Below are 14,958 nucleotides of genomic sequence, written 5' to 3' on the forward strand. Positions count from 1 at the left end.
TCTCCTTACAAGTCTCAGATGAAGGCGCCGAGCGCTCCGCAGAAGCGGAACACTCAGACGCGGCGACGCTTCGGCGGGCGGCAGCCGTTGTGCGGGGTCGGCGTGACGTCCTGGATGGTGCCGACCTCGAGGCCGATAGCACCCAGCGAACGGATCGCGGTCTCGCGGCCCGAGCCCGGACCCTTGACGAAGACGTCGATCTTCTTCATGCCGTGGTCCATCGCACGACGACCAGCGGCCTCGGCGGCCATCTGAGCAGCGAAGGGGGTGGACTTGCGCGAGCCCTTGAAGCCGACGGTGCCGGCACTGGCCCACGAGATCACGGCACCGGTGGGGTCCGTGATCGTGACGATGGTGTTGTTGAACGTGCTCTTGATGTGGGCTTCGCCCTGAGCGATGTTCTTCTTCTCCTTGCGGCGAATCTTGGTCTTCGCAGCAGCCTGACGGCTCTTGGGAGGCATTCAGTAGCTCCTAGCTGATCTGGGGTGAGAGGCGTTCAGCCCGCGAGGGCTTACTTCGCCTTCTTCTTGCCGGCAACGGTGCGCTTCGGGCCCTTGCGGGTACGAGCGTTGGTCTTGGTGCGCTGACCGCGGACCGGGAGGCCCATGCGGTGACGGCGACCCTGGTAGCTGCCGATCTCGATCTTGCGACGGATGTCGGACTGCACCTCACGACGGAGGTCACCCTCGATCGTCAGGTTGCGACCCTCGATCTCCTTCGCCAGGGCGACCAGGTCGTCCTCGCTCAGGGCGTGAACACGGGTGTTCGGGTCGACACCGGTCGCGGCAAGGAGCTGCTGCGAGGTGGTACGGCCAATGCCGTAGATGTAGGTGAGAGCGATCTCGACGCGCTTGTCGCGCGGGAGGTCAACACCAACGAGGCGTGCCATCTTGATTCCTTCGTTTTCATCAGAGGTGTCATTCGATCTGCGTCCCGGATGGCGTCCGAGCCCCAGCCTCTGAACCGGGGGTGCTTCGCGGGCCGGAGCCAGCTAGCAGGTCGATGTGATGTATTCAGTTGTGTGCTGCGAGTGCGGTGCCCGGAGGCACCGGCTCAGCCCTGGCGCTGCTTGTGGCGCGGGTTCTCGCAGATGACCATGACGCGGCCGTGGCGACGAATCACCTTGCACTTGTCACAGATCGGCTTGACGCTGGGGTTGACCTTCATGGTCGCACCCCTTTCTCTTGAGAGGGCGGCTACTACTTGTAGCGGTAGACGATCCGTCCACGCGTGAGGTCATAGGGCGACAACTCCACGACGACCCGGTCCTCGGGGAGGATCCGGATGTAGTGCTGCCGCATCTTGCCGCTGATGTGGGCGAGAACCTTGTGCCCATTGCTGAGCTCCACTCGGAACATCGCGTTGGGGAGGGCCTCCACAACGGTGCCCTCGATCTCGATCACGCCTTCTTTCTTCGGCATGTCCTCACTAACTGCTCGGTGTCTGGTGTCTACCGTCCGGCCCGGGAACCTCCGGTGCCAGGTGGCTCCGGTGGACCTCGTGGACGTTCTTTCTGGCCTACTCCCCACGCACGAGGCGCAGACAGCCGCGAGGCCAGACAGGACGGACCCACGTTGGACCGACACGCCAGTCTAAGACGGGACGTGTACCACACCTAATCCGCGCGACGTCGGCGCCGGACCCCGGTCGAACCGCAGCGGACGGCGTACGACGACACCACTCAGCGCTGCACCAAGGTCACCTCGAACGAGTAACCCTCGGGCCGGTAGCAATGGTGCCCTACCTCCACGACGCGGCCCGAATCGTCGTACGCCGTGCGCCGCATCGTCAGCAGAGGATCACCCGCCGCACACTCCAGCAGCCGGGCCTCGGCCTCGGTCGCCGCCCGGGCGCCGATCACCTGACGGGCCACCTGCGGCCGGGCCCCGGCATCGCGGAGCAGCTGGTAGAGGCCGTGCGTCTCCAGCTCGGCGTCGGAGGGCTGGATCAGGTCGACGGGGAGCCAGTTCACCAGGATCGCCAGCGGCGCTCCCCCGCTGAGCCGGAGCCGCTCCAGGCGCAGCGCCTTGCCGGCCGCCACGCCGAGCTCGTCGGCGAGCTCGCCCTCGATCGTCTCGACCCGGTTGACCAGCACCCGTGTGCCGGGGGTCTGGCCGGAGTCACTGAGGTCCTCGTACAGGCTGGTCAGCTCGAGCTCGCGGCGGACCTGGCCGTGCACCACCTGGGTGCCCGAGCCGCGTCGGCGGACCAGGAGTCCCTGATCGACCAGCAGCTCGATCGCGCGGCGCATCGTCGGACGCGACAGCCCCGACTGCTGGGCGAGCTGGAGCTCACCCTCCAGTCGAGTGCCCGCCTCCAGGCGGCCCGACTCGATCGCGTCGACCATCTGGTCGGCGACCTGCTGGTAGAGCGGCACGTCACTGGCGCGATCCACGGTGAGCTCCAGTCGCGTGGTCTCCGTCATGGCGCCCACTCTACTCACTTGTCTACCCACAATTAGTAAATGTCCTGACAACTAGTTGACATGGAAGGACAGGGAGAGTTCGATAGCCGATGTGACACAGCACACATCATCGCCCGCCGACGGGCCGCAGATGCGCATCGGTTTCCTCGGAGTCGGCCGGATCGGGACCTCCCACGCGGCAGTGGTCGCCGCCCACCCCGCGGTCGGCTCCCTGGTCCTCGGCGACATGGACCAGGCCCGCGCCGACGAGGCCGCCGCCACCCTCGGCGTCGAGTCCGCAACGGGCGTCGACGGCGTCCTGAGCAGCGGCATCGACGCCCTCGTGATCGCCAGCGGCACCGGCTCCCACGCCGAGTTGATCACCGCCGGGGCCGAGGCCGGGATCCCGGTCTTCTGCGAGAAGCCGGTCGCCCTCAGCCTGGCCGAGACCCGCGCGGTCCGCGAGGCCGTTGAGCGCGCCGGGGTCCAGGTGCAGATCGGCTTCCAGCGCCGCTTCGATGCCGGCTACGCCGCCGCCCGCGCTGCCGTCGCCGACGGGTCGATCGGCGAGCTCCGCCGCGTGCACGCCGTCACCGCCGACCCGGCCCCGCCGCACGCGTCGTACATCCCGACCAGCGGCGGGATCTACCGCGACTGCCTGATCCACGACTTCGACATCCTGCGCTGGGTCAGCGGCCGCGAGGTCGTGGACGTGATCGCGTGGGGCGCCAACCGCGGTGCCGCCTTCTTCGCCGAAGCCGGCGACGTGGACGAGACCGCCTGCCTGCTCACCCTCGACGACGGCACCCTCGTGACCGTCCAGGGCAGTCGCTACAACGGCGGTGGGTACGACGTCCGGATGGAGCTGGCCGGCACCCGCGGCACCCTCGCCGTCGGTCTCGACGACCACGCCGCCCTGCTCTCGGCCGAGCCCGGCACCACCTTCCCCGACGGCGGCGCGCACCCCTCCTTCTGGGAGCGGTTCACCCCCGCCTACCGCGCGGAGATGAACGCCTTCATCGACGTCGCCGCCGGTCGGAGCACGTCGCCGTGCACCGTCGACGAGGCCCTGGAGGCACTGCTCGTGGCCGAGGCCGCGACGCTGTCGCGGGTCGAGGGCCGCCGGGTCACCATCGACGAGGTGCGCCGATGAGCACCGGGCTGCGGATCGCCGCCGCCCCGATCAGCTGGGGCGTGTGCGAGGTGCCGGGCTGGGGCTACCAGCTCTCCCCCGACCGCGTCCTGACCGAGATGAGCGCGCTCGGCGTGGCCGCCACCGAGTTCGGCCCCGACGGCTTCCTGCCGGCCGACCCGACCGCGGCGGCCGCCCTGCTCACCGAGCACGGGATGAGCGCCGTCGGCGGCTTCGTCCCGGTCGTGCTCTTCGACCCCGACCACGACCCGGTGCCCGACATCACCGCCACCCTGGCGCACTTCGTCGCCGCCGGAGCGACCTCCCTGGTCCTGGCCGCGGCCTCGGGCAGCGACGGGTACGACGACCGGCCGGTGCTCGACGAGACCGGCTGGGCCACCCTGCTGACCAACCTGGACCGGCTCGCGGCGGTGGCCGCCGAGCACGGCATCGAGGCCACCCTGCACCCCCACGTCGGCACGATGGTCGAGACGGCCGCGGAGGTCGACCGGGTGGTCGAGGGCAGCAGCATCGGCCTCACCCTGGACACCGGCCACCTGCTCGTCGGCGGCACCGACCCGCTCGACCTGGTCCGCCGGGTGCCCACCCGGATCAAGCACGCCCACCTCAAGGACGTCCGCGCCGACCTGGCCGCCCGGGTCCGCAGCGGCGAGCTGACCTACACCGACGCGGTCCGGGCCGGGATGTACGTGCCGCTGGGCTCCGGCGACGTCGACATCGCCGGCATCGTGGCAGCGCTCAGCGCCGCCGGCTACCAGGGCTGGTACGTGATGGAGCAGGACACCATCCTCACCGAGGCACCCACCGGCGAAGGCCCGCTGAGCGACGTCCGGGCCAGCCTGGAGTTCCTGAACGGTCTGGGCCGATGACGCTCGACGTCCTCACCATGGGCCGGGTCGGGATCGACCTCTACCCCGAGGAGATCGGGGTCGGGCTCGCCGACGTGCCCCGCTTCGCCCGCTTCCTCGGCGGCAGCCCGACCAACGTGGCGATCGCCGCCGCCCGCTACGGCCGCCGCAGCGCCGTGATCACGAAGACCGGTGCCGACCCGTTCGGCGACTACGTCAGGACCGCGCTCACCGGCTTCGGCGTCGATCCGCGGTACGTCGGCACGGACCCGGTCTGGCCGACCCCGATCACCCTGTGCGAGATCCACCCGCCCGACGACTTCCCGCTCTACTTCTACCGGACCCCGACCGCACCTGACCTGCAGCTGCGAGCCGACGAGCTCGACCTCGACACCATCGCCGAGGCCCGGATCTTCTGGGTCACCCTGACCGGGCTGTGCCAGCAGCCCAGCCGGTCGGCCACCCTGGCGGCCCTGGAGGCACGCGCCACCCGCAACCCCGGTGCCACCACCGTCATCGACCTCGACTACCGCCCGATGTTCTGGTCCTCGGCCGCCGAGGCCACCAGCGCCGCCCGGGAGGCGCTGCGCTGGGCGACGGTCGCGGTCGGCAACCGCGAGGAGTGCGAGGTCGCGATCGGCGAGACCGCCCCGGACCGCGCCGCCGCCGCACTGCTGGCCGCCGGACTCGACCTGGCCGTGGTCAAGCAGGGCCCCGCCGGGGTGCTCGGCCGCCAGGGCGAGACCACCACCGTGGTGCCCCCGACCCCCGTCGAGGTGGTCAACGGCCTCGGTGCCGGCGACGCCTTCGGCGGAGCGCTGTGCCACGGCCTGCTCGCCGGCTGGCCACTGGAGCAGACCCTCCGCTTCGCCAACACCGCCGGGGCGATCGTCGCCTCGCGGCTGTCGTGCTCGGAGGCGATGCCGACCAGCGCCGAGGTTGAGGCCCTGCTCGCGACCACCCCGACGCCCCACCCCGACCCCCAGGAGTCGACCCATGTCTGACCTGCTCGGGCTTCCCGCCCGCGACCTGATCGCCGAGCTCGCCTCGATCCGTGCCCACGACCCCGACGCGATCAGCCGTGCCGCGGCGGCCCGGCGACGGCGTACGACCTTGATCGGGTCCAGCGGGCGACTGATGCTGCTCGCCGCCGACCACCCCGCCCGGGGCGCGTTGCGGGTCGGCTCGGACCCGCTCGCGATGGCCGACCGCGGGGAGCTGCTCAGCCGGGTCGCCACGGCTCTGTCCCGCCCGGGCGTGGACGGCTTCCTCGGCACCCCCGACGTGGTCGAGGACCTGCTCCTGATGGGAGCCCTGGACGACAAGGTCGTGCTCGGCTCGATGAACCGCGGCGGCCTGGCCGGGACCGTCTTCGAGATCGACGACCGGATGACCGGCTACGACGCCGAGACGATCGCGGCAATGGGCTACGACGGCGGCAAGATGCTGCTCCGGATCGACCCCGAGGACCGGGCCACCGCACCCACCCTGCAGGCCTGTGCCGAGGCGGTCTCCGACCTGGCCGACCACGACCTGATGGCGATGGTGGAGCCGTTCGTCTCCCACCGTGTCGACGGCCGGATCGGCAACGACCTCTCCACCGAGGCGGTGATCCGCTCGGCGACCGTCGCTGCCGGGCTGGGCCGGACCTCGGCACGGACCTGGCTCAAGCTGCCCGTCGTCGAGGAGATGGAGCGGGTGGCCGCCTCGACCAGCCTGCCGATCCTGCTGCTCGGCGGCGAGACCAACCTCGACGACCCGGCGACCCTGGAGCGCTGGCGTGCCGCCGCCGCGTGCCCGAGCGTCTTCGGGATGATCGTGGGCCGCGCCCTGCTCTACCCCGGCGACGGTGACGTCGCCGCCGCCGTCGACGCTGCGGTGGGACTGCTGTGAGCGCCCCGGCCCGCCACCTCACCTCCCCGGGCAAGGTCGACCCCGCCACCGCCGGATGGTCCTACGCCGGTCTCGAGATCGTCGAGCTCGCCCCCGGCGGCTCCCACACCTGGCCCACCGAGGGCGCCGAGTGGCTGGTCCTCCCCCTGGCCGGCGCGGCCACGGTCACCGTCAGCCCGGCCCACAGCGACGCCGTCGTCCCCGGCCCGGTGGTCTTCGACCTGATCGGCCGCAGCGGGGTCTTCGGCCCGACCACCGACGTCGTCTACGTCCCGCGCGATGCGCTGGCCACGCTGACCTCGGTCGAGGGCGGCCGGTTCGCGCTGCCCTCGGCGCAGTGCACCGAACGCCTGGAGGCGCGCTACTCCCCCGCCAGCGCGACCGAGGTGGAGCTGCGTGGCGCCGGCCGGTGCTCGCGCCAGGTGAACAACATCGTCACCGAGTCCACCTTCGCCGCGGCGAACCTGATCGTGGTGGAGGTGCTCACCCCGGGCGGCAACTGGTCGTCGTACCCGCCGCACAAGCACGACCAGGAGCGTCCCGGCGAGGAGACCGCCCTGGAGGAGATCTACTACTACGAGGTGGCCGGGGGCGGCCCCGCCTACCAGCGGGTCTACGGCGCGACCGACCTGACCGCCGAGGTCCGGCACGGCGACGTCGTCACCATCCCGGCCGGCTGGCACGGGCCGACGATGGCGGCGCCGGGCTACGACCTCTACTACCTCAACGTGATGGCCGGACCGCAGCGCTCCTGGCTGATCTGCGACGACCCCGACCACACCTGGATCCGCGAGACCTGGGCCGACCAGGAGATCGATCCGCGGCTCCCGTTCACCGAGCACACCCAGCACACCCAGCACCCCCAGCACCCTGAGGAGCAGCGATGACCGTCCGCCTCACCGTCGCCCAGGCGATCGTGCGCTTCCTGTCGGTCCAGTACAGCGAGCGCGACGGCGTCGAACAGCGTCTGATCGAGGGCTGCTTCGGGATCTTCGGCCACGGCAACCTGGCCGGGATCGGCGAGGCACTACTGGAGTCCGAGATCGCGGCCGAGCCCGGCTCGGCCGGCGACCTGCCGTACTGGACCGGACGCAACGAGCAGGCGATGGTGCACGCTGCCGTTGGCTTCGCCCGGACCCGCGACCGGCTCTCCACCCTCGCAGTGACCGCCTCGGTCGGCCCCGGCGCGACCAACATGGTCACCGGCGCCGCGCTGGCCACCATCAACCGGATCCCGGTGCTGCTCCTGCCCGGCGACGTCTTCGCCACCCGGGCCAGCGGCTCGGTGCTCCAGGAGCTGGAGCTGCCCACCAGCAACGACGTCTCGGTCAACGACGCCTTCCGGCCGGTCTCGCGGTTCTTCGACCGGATCTCGCGGCCCGAGCAGCTGCCCGCGGCGCTGCTCCAGGCGATGCGGGTGCTCACCGACCCGGTCGAGACCGGTGCGGTCACGCTGGCGCTGCCCCAGGACGTCCAGGCCGAGGCCCACGAGTGGCCCGAGGAGCTGTTCGAGCGCCGGGTCTGGCACGTGGCACGCCCCGAGCCCGAGCCGGCGGTCCTCGCCGCAGCCCTGGAGGCGATCCGTACGTCGCGCACGCCGCTGATCATCGCCGGCGGCGGGGCCCTCTACAGCGGGGCCTCGGACGACCTGCGGGCGTTCGTCGAGGCCACCGGGATCCCCGTGGCCGAGACCCAGGCGGGCCGCGGGGCCCTCGGCGACGACCACCCGCTGGCCGTCGGGGCGATCGGACACACCGGCACACCCACCGCCAACGCCCTGGCCGCCGAGGCCGACCTGGTGATCGGCATCGGCACCCGCTACTCCGACTTCACCACCGCGTCGATGACCCTCTTCGCCCACCCCGAGGTCCGCTTCCTCAACCTCAACGTGGCCGGCTTCGACACGCACAAGCTGTCGGCGATCTCCCTGGTCGCCGATGCCCGTCAGGGGCTGCGCGCCCTGACCGCCGGGATCGCTGAGCGGTCCGGCGCCTCTGGAAGCCAGCGCCCCGACCGCAGCGAGCAGATCGCCGCCTCCCGGGCCGCCTGGGAGGCCGAGATCGCGACCGCCGCGACCGCGGGCCACGCCCCGCTCCCCTCCCAGACCGAGGTGCTGGTCGCGGTCAACGAGTCGATGGCCCCGCACGACGTCGTGGTCTGCGCCGCCGGATCGATGCCCGGCGACCTGCACCGGCTGTGGCGCACCGTGGACCCGAAGGGCTACCACGTCGAGTACGGCTACTCCTGCATGGGCTACGAGATCCCCGGCGGCCTGGGCGTCGCGATGGCCGCGCCCGAGCGCGAGGTCGTGGTGATGGTCGGCGACGGCTCCTACCTGATGATGAGCTCGGAGCTGGTCACCTGCGTGCAGGAGGGGATCAAGCTCACCGTGGTGCTGGTGCAGAACCACGGCTTCGCCTCCATCGGCGCACTCTCGGAGTCGCTCGGCTCCCAGCGTTTCGGCACCAACTACCGGCGCCGCCAGACCTCGACCGGTCGACTCGACGGCGACCGGCTGCCGGTCGACCTGGCCGCCAACGCCGCCAGCCTCGGGGCAACGGTGCTGCGCGCCGAGACCATCGCCGACCTGCGTTCGGCCCTGCGCCAGGCCCGCTCGATCAGCGGCGGCCCCGTCGTGATCCACGTCGAGACCGACCCGCGGATCCCCGGACCGTCCGACACCGCCTGGTGGGACGTGCCGGTCGCGGAGGTCTCCACCCTCGACACCACCCGCGCCGCCCGGGAGCGCTACGACGCCGCCAAGGCGCGCCAGCGGCCCCACCTGCGGCCCTCGGCCCGGCCGGGCCACCCCGAGCACTGACACGACCACCCAGGACAGGACAGACCATGCGCAGCATCACCCACTGGATCGACGGCCGCCCCGCCGAGGGCACCTCGGGCCGCACCCTGCCGGTGTACGACCCCGCCACCGGCGCACAGACCGCCGTGGTCGCCGCCGCCGACGCGGCTGATGTCGCCGACGCCGTACGCGCGGCCGGTGACGCCTTCACCAGCTGGTCGCAGACCTCGCTGAGCAAGCGCACCTCGATCCTGTTCGCGTTCCGGCACCTGGTCGCCGCGAACATGGGCCGGCTCGCCGAGGCGATCACCGACGAGCACGGCAAAGTGCTCTCCGACGCCCGTGGCGAGGTGCAACGCGGCCTGGAGGTGGTCGAGTTCGCCTGCGGCATCCCCGCGCTACTCAAAGGCGACTACTCCGACCAGGTCTCCGGCGGCGTGGACCTGCTCTCCTACCGGCAACCGCTCGGCGTGGTCGCGGGCATCACCCCGTTCAACTTCCCTGCGATGGTGCCGATGTGGATGTTCCCGATCGCGATCGCGTGCGGCAACACGTTCGTGCTCAAGCCCAGCGAGCGCGACCCCTCGGCCGCCCTGATCCTGGCCGAGCTGTGGCGCGAGGCCGGGCTGCCCGAGGGCGTCTTCAACGTCGTGCACGGTGACAAGGAGGCCGTCGACGCGCTGCTCGACCACCCCGACGTCACCGCGATCTCCTTCGTCGGCTCCACCCCGATCGCCTCCTCCCTGCACCGCCGTGCCAGCGAGGCCGGCAAGCGGGTCCAGGCGCTGGGCGGTGCGAAGAACCACGCCGTGGTGCTGCCCGACGCCGACCTCGACTACGTCACCGACCACCTGATCGCCGCCGGGTTCGGCTCCGCCGGGGAGCGCTGCATGGCGATCTCCACCGTCGTCGCCGTCGGCACCGCCGAGCAGGCCGACGCCCTGGTCGACGCCCTGGCCGCCAAGGCCCGCAGCGTGGTGGTCGGCCCGGGTCGGCGTACCGACTCCGAGATGGGACCGGTGATCACCGCCGCCGCCCGCGAACGCATGGTCGGGATCATCGCCGACTCCGTCGAGGCCGGTGCCGAGCCCGTGGTCGACGGCCGCGAGCTGAGCGTGCCCGGCCATGAGGAGGGCTACTTCCTCGGGCCGACGCTGCTCGATCGGGTGGCCCCGTCGATGTCGGCGTACCGCGAAGAGGTCTTCGGCCCGGTGCTCGCCGTGGTCCGGGTCGACACCCTCGAAGAGGCGATCGACCTGATCAACGCCAACCCCTACGGCAACGGCACCGCCGTCTTCACCGACTCCGGTGCTGCAGCGCGTCGGTTCCATCGCGACGTCCACGTCGGCATGATCGGGATCAACGTCCCGATCCCGGTCCCGATGGCCTACTACTCGTTCGGCGGATGGAAGGACTCACTCTTCGGAGAATCGCATATCCACGGCCCCGAGGGCATCACGTTCTACACCCATGCCAAGGTGGTGACATCTCGTTGGCCCGAGCCGACGCATGCCGCTGCGGCCAGTTTCTCGTTCCCCACGTCATCCTGATGGGGCCGTTGCGGCCCAGAACCACACCACACGAAAGGCACCACACCATGAGGATCAACAAGATCGTCGTCGCCGGCGTCGCCGCAACGGTGCTCGCCCTCTCGGCGTGCTCCAACCAGTCCCCGTCGGGCTCCTCGAGCTCCAACGGCGCGTCCACGACGAAGACCGACAGCTCGAAGAAGCTGACCGTCGCCGTCGTGACCCACTCGGCCCCCGGCGACCCGTTCTGGGACGTGGTGAAGTCCGGTGCCACGCAGGCCGGCAAGGACCTCAACATCACCATGCAGTACAACGGTGACCCCGACCCGACGAAGCAGAGCCAGCTGATCGAGAACGCGATCGCACAGAAGGTCGACGGCCTGGTCGTCTCGATGGCCAACCCCGACGGAGTGAAGGGCGCGGTCCAGGACGCGGTCAAGGCCGGAATCCCGGTGGTCACGATCAACTCGGGGCTGGAGGAGTCCAAGGCGTTCGGGGCGATCACCCACATCGGCCAGTCCGAGGAACTCGCCGGCGAAGCGGCCGGCGCCAAGTTCAAGGAGCTCGGCGGTAAGCACATGATCTGTGTCATCCACGAGGCCGGGAACATCGGTCTGGAGAGCCGCTGCAAGGGCGCCGCGAAGGCATTCGGCGGCAAGGTCGAGAACCTCCAGGTCAACATCTCCAACATCGCCAACGTTCAGGCGACGATCGCCTCGAAGCTCAACTCCGACAAGTCGGTCGACGCCATCCTGACGCTCAACAACGCCGTCGGTACGGCGGCCGTCCAGGCCGAGGAGTCGGCCAAGTCAACCGCCCCGATCGGCACCTTCGACGTCTCCTCCGACGTCACCACCGCGATCGAGGGCGGCAAGATCGCCTTCGCGATCGACCAGCAGCCCTACGTCCAGGGTTACATGCCGCTCGTCGTGATCGCACTCAAGGACCGCAACGGCAACGACGTCGGCGGCGGCCAGCCGGTCTACTCCGGCCCTGCCTTCGTGACCAAGGACAACGTTGCCCAGGTGGCCCAGTTCGCCGCCAACGGAACGCGCTGACAGGTACCGCACGATGTCAGCGACCACCACTGCACCGACCGGTGCCGCCGGGCCCGACGAGCGTCTCGCCTCGTCGGGTCGGGTGACCCGGATCCTGCGCCGACCCGAGATCGGAGCACTCGTCGCGGCGATCGTCGTGATGGCCTTCTTCTCCATCGAGGCGTCGACCTTCATGACCACCGCCGGCGCTCCGACGTGGCTGGCCAGCGCCAGCCTCTTCGGGATCATGGCCGTCGCCGTGGCCCTGCTGATGATCGGCGGCGAGTTCGACCTCTCGGCCGGCACCATGACCGGCACCACCGGTCTCTTCGTCGGCATCGTCACCACCCATTGGGGGATGAACATCTGGCTGGCCGTCGTGCTGGCCCTCGTCCTGGCCCTCGCCATCGGCGCGCTCAACGGCATCCTGGTCAACAAGACCGGCCTGCCCAGCTTCATCGTCACCCTCGGCACGTTCTTCGTGCTCCAGGGCGTCAACCTCGCCGTCACCAAGCTGATCATCGGCCAGGTCGCGGTCCAGGGCGTCCGTGACGTCCCGGGCTACTACGACCTGACCAACTACTTCGGCTCGACGTTCAACTTCCTCGGCCTGGAGCTGCAGATCTCGGTGATGTGGTGGGTGATCGTCACGATCATCGCCACCTGGGTCCTGATGCGGACCCGGGCCGGGAACTGGATCTTCGCTGTCGGCGGCGCCCCGGCCAGCGCCCGCCAGGTCGGCGTACCGGTGGCCTCGACGAAGGTCGGACTCTTCATGACCACCGCTGCCGCCGGCTGGCTGGTCGGCATGCTCTCGCTCTTCCAGACCGGCACGGCGCAGGCCACCACCGGTGTGGGCGACGAGTTCGTCTACATCATCTGCGCCGTCGTCGGCGGCTGCCTGATGACCGGTGGCTTCGGCTCGGCCGTCGGTGCCGCGCTCGGTGCCCTGATCTACGGCATGACGTTCCAGGGCATCGTCTACTCGGGCTGGGACAGCAACTGGCTCAAGGCGTTCCTCGGCGTGATGCTGCTGGGCGCGGTGCTGATCAACAACTGGGTGCGCAAGCGAGCGGAGGTCGCACGATGAGTGACAACCAGGTGCCGCCGACCCCGGCCGGCGAGCCGGACCGGTCCGGTCCCGCCCTGCAGCCGACCGATCTGGCCGGCGACCGGATCTCCCCTACCGGCAAGCGGGTGGGCAAGGTCGCACGCGAGTACGCCACCCGCAAGGCCACCCTGGCCAAGGCCGAGGCCGAGCGGGAGGCGGCCGCGGCCAAGGTCCGCTCGGCCGACGTCCCGCCGCGCGGCACCGCCCTGATCGAGGTCAACGGGATCGGCAAGAGCTACGGGTCGGTGATCGCCCTGCGCGACATCACCACCCGGGTCCGGGCCGGTGAGGTCACCTGTGTGCTGGGTGACAACGGCGCCGGCAAGTCGACCTTCATCAAGATCATGGCCGGGGCGCACCCGCACAGCGAGGGCGAGCTGATCGTGGACGGCACGCCGCGGCACTTCTCCAACCCGCGGCAGGCGTTGAGCGAGGGCATCGCGACGGTCTACCAGGACCTCGCCGTGGTGCCGTTGATGCCGGTGTGGCGCAACTTCTTCCTCGGCTCCGAGCCGGTCAAGGGGAAGGGCCCGTTCAAGCACCTCGACGTCGACTTCATGCGCAAGACCACCAAGGCCGAGCTGCTCGCGATGGGCATCGACCTACGCGACGTCGACCAGCCGATCGGGACGCTCTCGGGCGGGGAGCGGCAGTGTGTCGCGATCGCCCGCGCGGTGTACTTCGGCGCGAAGGTGCTGATCCTCGACGAGCCCACCGCGGCCCTGGGGGTCAAGCAGTCGGGTGTGGTGCTGCGCTACATCGCCAAGGCCCGGGAGCGAGGGCTGGGGGTCGTCTTCATCACCCACAACCCGCACCACGCCTACCCGATCGGCGACCGCTTCCTGCTGCTGCGTCGCGGCCGGAGCATGGGTGAGTACGAGAAGGACCAGATCACCCGCGACGAGCTGATCACCCTGATGGCCGGTGGGGCCGAGCTCGAGGCGCTCAGCCATGAGCTCGAGCGCAGCGACATCGAGCTCGACGAGCCGATCGCGCCCGAGGAGGCCTGACAACGACGAGTGCCAGCCGGCCCCTGCTCATCCAGGGGTCGGCCGGCACTCGTCTTTGGTCTGTCGTGTGTCGCTGGGGGTCGCTGTCAGCTTTGCAGGCCGCTGAGCAGACGCAGCGTCTCCTCGCGGGTCGGGGCGGTCGCCGGGTCAGTGCCGGCCACGGCACCGGTGATCGGGTTGACCATCACCTCGTCGACCTCGAACCGCTCGGCCAGCTCACGCACCCGGGCTGCAGCACCGGCCGCGTCGTCGATGATCCAGCGCTGCCGCATCGCGTCCAGCAGGCCCTGCTGACCCTCCGCGATCGGTGTGGCCTCCGCCTCCTCCACCAGCGGCTGGGCCGCCAGCGGGGCGCCGGTGCGCAGCCGGAGCATGGTGAGCAGCTGCGGCAGTGCGAGCCGCTCGGCCTCGGCACGGGTCTCGGCCACGGCCAGGTTGGCGGTGAGGAAGGTCCGCGGCTCGGGGCGCTCCGGGGAGGGCACGTACGTCCGCCGGTAGAGCTCGAGCGCCTGCCCGGTCTCGGTGGTCTGCGAGGCGAAGTGGTGGGCGAAGACGTACGGCAGCCCCTTCTGGGCGGCCAGCGCAGCGGCGTACTGGCTGGAGCCCAGCAGCCACAGCTCCGGTGCCGAGGCGGCGGCCGGGGTGGCGTGCAGCGCGTGCCGGCGGCCGTTGACCGCGACCGAGACGCCGAGCGGGTCCATCATCGCCTGCAGGTTGTCGACGATCTCGGGGAACCGGCTCACGGTGTCGTCGGCGTCGGCAGGGCCGCTGTGCCGCAGCGCCCACGCGGTCACCTGATCGGTGCCCGGCGCGCGCCCGACACCGAGGTCGATCCGACCGGGGTACGCCGCCTCCAGCAGCGCGAACTGCTCGGCGACGACCAGCGGGGCATGGTTGGGCAGCATCATCCCGCCCGAGCCGACCCGGATCCGCTGGGTGGCTCCGGCCAGGATCCCGATCAGGACCGGCGGGTTGGTCGCCGCGACCGCAGGCATGTTGTGGTGCTCGGCCACCCAGTAGCGGTGGTAGCCCAGCTCGTCGGCGGTCCTCGCCAACGAGACCGAGGCGGCGACCGCCTGGGCCGAGGACTGGTCGGAGCGGACCGGGACGAGGTCGAGGACAGACAGACGCACGCAGACCTAACGCCCCAGCCGGGTGTGCCCATTCCGCATG

16 protein-coding genes are annotated in these 14,958 nt (G+C 70.8%); 10 read left to right on the forward strand and 6 right to left on the reverse strand.

Annotation, left to right across the window (positions count from 1 at the left end):
* Nucleotides 1-53 precede the first annotated feature (53 nt).
* From rpsK to Q1V88_RS11705, 5 genes are all read right to left on the reverse strand, one after another.
* Nucleotides 54-461, reverse strand: a complete 408-nt coding sequence (gene rpsK, locus Q1V88_RS11685; protein WP_300681372.1) for a 30S ribosomal protein S11 — start codon at nt 459-461, stop codon at nt 54-56.
* A 50-nt stretch (nt 462-511) separates the two neighbouring features.
* The gene (rpsM, locus tag Q1V88_RS11690) at nt 512-889 is read right to left on the reverse strand and encodes a 30S ribosomal protein S13 (protein WP_300681373.1); all 378 of its coding nucleotides are present in this window, start codon (nt 887-889) and stop codon (nt 512-514) included.
* A 164-nt stretch (nt 890-1,053) separates the two neighbouring features.
* Nucleotides 1,054-1,167, reverse strand: a complete 114-nt coding sequence (gene rpmJ, locus Q1V88_RS11695) for a 50S ribosomal protein L36 (protein WP_004008316.1) — start codon at nt 1,165-1,167, stop codon at nt 1,054-1,056.
* Between the two features lie 32 nt (nt 1,168-1,199).
* A complete protein-coding gene (infA, locus tag Q1V88_RS11700) occupies nt 1,200-1,421 on the reverse strand; it encodes a translation initiation factor IF-1 (protein ID WP_011757309.1) in 222 nt (73 codons plus the stop codon).
* A gap of 260 nt (nt 1,422-1,681) precedes the next feature.
* Complete coding sequence (locus Q1V88_RS11705; RefSeq protein WP_300681374.1) at nt 1,682-2,425, reverse strand: GntR family transcriptional regulator; 744 nt, start codon at nt 2,423-2,425, stop codon at nt 1,682-1,684.
* A gap of 130 nt (nt 2,426-2,555) precedes the next feature.
* Here Q1V88_RS11705 and Q1V88_RS11710 point away from each other — a divergent pair, with 130 nt between their 5' ends.
* Genes Q1V88_RS11710 through Q1V88_RS11755 form a run of 10 tightly spaced genes read left to right on the forward strand, consistent with a single transcriptional unit; the run spans nt 2,556 to nt 13,785 of the window.
* Nucleotides 2,556-3,557 carry a Gfo/Idh/MocA family oxidoreductase gene (locus Q1V88_RS11710; RefSeq protein ID WP_300681375.1) on the forward strand — a complete coding sequence of 334 codons (1,002 nt, stop codon included), beginning with the start codon at nt 2,556-2,558 and terminating at the stop codon, nt 3,555-3,557.
* Nucleotides 3,554-4,426: a sugar phosphate isomerase/epimerase gene (locus Q1V88_RS11715; RefSeq protein WP_300681376.1), complete on the forward strand. Its 873-nt coding sequence runs from the start codon at nt 3,554-3,556 to the stop codon at nt 4,424-4,426. The genes Q1V88_RS11710 and Q1V88_RS11715 overlap by 4 nt, the downstream gene beginning before the upstream one ends.
* Complete coding sequence (gene iolC, locus Q1V88_RS11720; RefSeq protein WP_300681377.1) at nt 4,423-5,409, forward strand: 5-dehydro-2-deoxygluconokinase; 987 nt, start codon at nt 4,423-4,425, stop codon at nt 5,407-5,409. The genes Q1V88_RS11715 and iolC overlap by 4 nt, the downstream gene beginning before the upstream one ends.
* Complete coding sequence (locus Q1V88_RS11725; protein ID WP_300681378.1) at nt 5,402-6,298, forward strand: aldolase; 897 nt, start codon at nt 5,402-5,404, stop codon at nt 6,296-6,298. Before iolC ends, Q1V88_RS11725 begins: the two co-directional genes overlap by 8 nt.
* Nucleotides 6,295-7,185, forward strand: coding sequence for a 5-deoxy-glucuronate isomerase (gene iolB, locus Q1V88_RS11730; RefSeq protein WP_300681379.1), 891 nt, complete (start codon nt 6,295-6,297; stop codon nt 7,183-7,185). The genes Q1V88_RS11725 and iolB overlap by 4 nt, the downstream gene beginning before the upstream one ends.
* A complete protein-coding gene (iolD, locus tag Q1V88_RS11735; protein WP_300681380.1) occupies nt 7,182-9,119 on the forward strand; it encodes a 3D-(3,5/4)-trihydroxycyclohexane-1,2-dione acylhydrolase (decyclizing) in 1,938 nt (645 codons plus the stop codon). The genes iolB and iolD overlap by 4 nt, the downstream gene beginning before the upstream one ends.
* Before the next feature lie 26 nt (nt 9,120-9,145).
* Nucleotides 9,146-10,648 (forward strand): CoA-acylating methylmalonate-semialdehyde dehydrogenase, encoded by a 1,503-nt coding sequence (locus Q1V88_RS11740; RefSeq protein ID WP_300681381.1) that lies wholly within the window; start codon nt 9,146-9,148, stop codon nt 10,646-10,648.
* A gap of 47 nt (nt 10,649-10,695) precedes the next feature.
* Entirely contained in the window at nt 10,696-11,685 is a 990-nt protein-coding gene (locus tag Q1V88_RS11745; protein WP_300681382.1) for a sugar ABC transporter substrate-binding protein, read from the forward strand.
* Nucleotides 11,686-11,698: 13 nt separating this feature from the next.
* Entirely contained in the window at nt 11,699-12,754 is a 1,056-nt protein-coding gene (locus tag Q1V88_RS11750) for an ABC transporter permease (protein ID WP_300681383.1), read from the forward strand.
* Nucleotides 12,751-13,785: an ATP-binding cassette domain-containing protein gene (locus tag Q1V88_RS11755; protein WP_300681384.1), complete on the forward strand. Its 1,035-nt coding sequence runs from the start codon at nt 12,751-12,753 to the stop codon at nt 13,783-13,785. The genes Q1V88_RS11750 and Q1V88_RS11755 overlap by 4 nt, the downstream gene beginning before the upstream one ends.
* 86 nt (nt 13,786-13,871) lie before the next feature.
* Here the strand turns inward: Q1V88_RS11755 and Q1V88_RS11760 are convergent, their stop codons facing one another.
* Entirely contained in the window at nt 13,872-14,918 is a 1,047-nt protein-coding gene (locus Q1V88_RS11760) for an LLM class flavin-dependent oxidoreductase (RefSeq protein ID WP_300681385.1), read from the reverse strand.
* Nucleotides 14,919-14,958: the final 40 nt, after the last annotated feature.

Origin of the sequence: Nocardioides sp. (assembly GCF_030150155.1) — a bacterium.
In the GTDB taxonomy this organism is placed as follows: Bacteria; Actinomycetota; Actinomycetes; order Propionibacteriales; family Nocardioidaceae; genus Nocardioides.

Excerpts from the sequence above, each read along its gene's own strand:
- Q1V88_RS11715 (WP_300681376.1), top strand. The coding sequence starts at position 3,554 with ATGAGCACCGGGCTGCGGATCGCCGCCGCCCCGATCAGCTGGGGCGTG.
- rpsK (WP_300681372.1), bottom strand. The coding sequence starts at position 461 with ATGCCTCCCAAGAGCCGTCAGGCTGCTGCGAAGACCAAGATTCGCCGC.
- iolC (WP_300681377.1), top strand. The coding sequence starts at position 4,423 with ATGACGCTCGACGTCCTCACCATGGGCCGGGTCGGGATCGACCTCTAC.
- Q1V88_RS11705 (WP_300681374.1), bottom strand. The coding sequence starts at position 2,425 with ATGACGGAGACCACGCGACTGGAGCTCACCGTGGATCGCGCCAGTGAC.
- infA (WP_011757309.1), bottom strand. The coding sequence starts at position 1,421 with ATGCCGAAGAAAGAAGGCGTGATCGAGATCGAGGGCACCGTTGTGGAG.
- rpmJ (WP_004008316.1), bottom strand. The coding sequence starts at position 1,167 with ATGAAGGTCAACCCCAGCGTCAAGCCGATCTGTGACAAGTGCAAGGTG.
- Q1V88_RS11745 (WP_300681382.1), top strand. The coding sequence starts at position 10,696 with ATGAGGATCAACAAGATCGTCGTCGCCGGCGTCGCCGCAACGGTGCTC.
- Q1V88_RS11750 (WP_300681383.1), top strand. The coding sequence starts at position 11,699 with ATGTCAGCGACCACCACTGCACCGACCGGTGCCGCCGGGCCCGACGAG.
- Q1V88_RS11725 (WP_300681378.1), top strand. The coding sequence starts at position 5,402 with ATGTCTGACCTGCTCGGGCTTCCCGCCCGCGACCTGATCGCCGAGCTC.
- iolD (WP_300681380.1), top strand. The coding sequence starts at position 7,182 with ATGACCGTCCGCCTCACCGTCGCCCAGGCGATCGTGCGCTTCCTGTCG.
- Q1V88_RS11755 (WP_300681384.1), top strand. The coding sequence starts at position 12,751 with ATGAGTGACAACCAGGTGCCGCCGACCCCGGCCGGCGAGCCGGACCGG.
- Q1V88_RS11740 (WP_300681381.1), top strand. The coding sequence starts at position 9,146 with ATGCGCAGCATCACCCACTGGATCGACGGCCGCCCCGCCGAGGGCACC.
- Q1V88_RS11710 (WP_300681375.1), top strand. The coding sequence starts at position 2,556 with ATGCGCATCGGTTTCCTCGGAGTCGGCCGGATCGGGACCTCCCACGCG.
- rpsM (WP_300681373.1), bottom strand. The coding sequence starts at position 889 with ATGGCACGCCTCGTTGGTGTTGACCTCCCGCGCGACAAGCGCGTCGAG.